Origin of the sequence: Verrucosispora sp. SN26_14.1 (assembly GCF_004307965.1) — a bacterium.
Taxonomy (GTDB): Bacteria; Actinomycetota; Actinomycetes; order Mycobacteriales; family Micromonosporaceae; genus Micromonospora.
This window is the reverse complement of the sequence record NZ_SISL01000728.1, coordinates 1-1,876: the sequence shown is the minus strand read 5'-3', so window position 1 is coordinate 1,876 and position 1,876 is coordinate 1. Positions and strand designations below refer to the sequence as shown.

Genomic DNA, 1,876 nt, shown 5'->3' with positions numbered 1-1,876 from the left:
ACGAGATGAGCGCTAGTCGCGTGGGCTCGGAGAGGTGTATAAGACACAGCGTCCGGGCCGAGTTCGCCGCGCTGCTGCTTCGCCGAGCGCAGGTCGTCGATCCAGCCGAAGTCCTCACCGGGGCCCGGGTCCTCCGGGGCGGCCTCGGGTTTGCTCCGGCCCCAGCGGCGGCCCTTGGGACGCCGCTCCTCCTGGCCGTCCTCCGGTCGCTCCGACGATTTCACTGTTGACCCTTCCCGTCGGCGCTGCGGCCGACCTCATCCGCCGCGTGGGCGTCCGTGCCCGTGGACGGGCCGCCGTCGACTCCGGACGGCGGCGTCTCGGCCCGGTCCGTCGGCGCCGCCCGGTCACCCGTGCTCTCCGCCGGTACGCGGGCGGGCGCGGGCAGCCCGCGGACGATCCGGCGCAGCAGCGGCAGCCGCGTGGCCACCGATCGTTCCGCACCGTGGTGGCTCGGCTGGTAGTAGTCGGTGCCGACCAGGTCGTCCGGCACGTACTGCTGGGTGAGCACGCCCCGCTGGTCGTCGTGCGGGTAGCGGTACCCGATGCCGTGGCCGAGCCCTCGGGCGCCGGCGTAGTGGCCGTCACGCAGTCCGCGCGGGACCGGGCCACCCCGACCGGCCCGGACGTCGGCGATCGCCGCGCCGATCGCGGCGGTGGCCGAGTTCGACTTGGGGGCGGTGGCCAGGTGGATCACCGCCTGGGCGAGGTTGAGCTGGACCTCTGGCAGGCCGACGTACTCGACGGCGTGCGCGGCCGCGGTGGCGACGCTCAGCGCACCGGGATCGGCCATGCCGACGTCCTCGCTGGCGAAGATGACCAGCCGTCGGGCGATGAACCGGGCGTCCTCACCGGCGACCAGCATCCGGGCCAGCCAGTGCAACGCGGCGTCCACGTCCGACCCGCGCATGCTCTTGATGAACGCGCTGGTCACGTCGTAGTGGGCGTCACCGGCCCGGTCGTACCGCACGGCTGCGGTGTCCACCGCCCGCTCGGCGGTGGCCAGGTCGATCCGGCCGGCGCCCAGCGCGGTCGCCGACCCGGCTGCCGCCTCCAGCGCGGTCAGCGCCTTGCGGACGTCCCCACCGGCCAACCGGACCAGGTGGTCCTCCGCCTCGGGCTCGCAGACGAGCGCGCCGCCCAGACCACGCTCGTCGGTCAGGGCCCGGCGCAGCAGCGCGCGGACCGCCGCGTCGTCGAGAGGCTGAAGGGTGAGCAGCACGCACCGCGACAACAGTGGCGAGATGACCGAGAAGTACGGGTTCTCCGTGGTGGCGGCGAGCAGCGTGACCGTACGGTCCTCGACGGCGGCGAGCAGGGAGTCCTGCTGGGTCTTGCTGAACCGGTGCACCTCGTCGATGAAGAGGACGGTCGGCGGGCCACCGGTGCGCCGCTGCCGCCGGGCGGTGTCGATCACGGCCCGGACGTCCTTGACTCCGGCCGAGAGCGCCGACATGGCCACGAACCGCCGGTCGGTGGCGGCGGCCACCAGGTGGGCGATGGTCGTCTTGCCGCTGCCCGGCGGGCCCCAGAGGATGACCGACATCGGCGCGTTGCCGGCGACGAGTTGCCGCAGGGGCGCTCCCGGGGCGAGCAGGTGGTCCTGACCGACGAGTTCGTCCAGGGTGGCCGGGCGCATCCGGACCGGAAGCGGCGCGTCCGGACCGGCCGGAGTGAAGCCGCCGACGCCGCCGGAACCCGTCGGCGCACCGGGTGCTGCCGTGGGTTCACTGAGGGTGAACAGGGCGTCGGACTCCATCACGAGAACAGTACCGGGCTCGACCGACAACGCCGGAATCGCGCTGCCGGTCGAGCCCGGGGTGATCGTTCTCGGTCAGCCGCGCCCCGGCCGGCGGCCCCGGTACCAGCGGCCGCC

General features: G+C 74.1%; 2 protein-coding genes. Both read right to left on the bottom strand.

Features of this window, described 5'->3' with window-relative positions:
* A partial coding sequence (locus EYA84_RS33790; RefSeq protein WP_236146073.1) for a hypothetical protein occupies positions 1–224 on the bottom strand: 224 nt, incomplete at its 3' end.
* The gene (locus EYA84_RS31370) at positions 221–1,759 is read right to left on the bottom strand and encodes a replication-associated recombination protein A (protein WP_131057797.1); all 1,539 of its coding nucleotides are present in this window, start codon (positions 1,757–1,759) and stop codon (positions 221–223) included. The genes EYA84_RS31370 and EYA84_RS33790, both read right to left, overlap by 4 nt.
* Between the last annotated feature and the right edge of the window lie 117 nt (positions 1,760–1,876).

Coding starts and splice junctions, on each gene's coding strand:
- EYA84_RS31370 (WP_131057797.1), bottom strand. CDS start 1,759: ATGGAGTCCGACGCCCTGTTCACCCTCAGTGAACCCACGGCAGCACCC.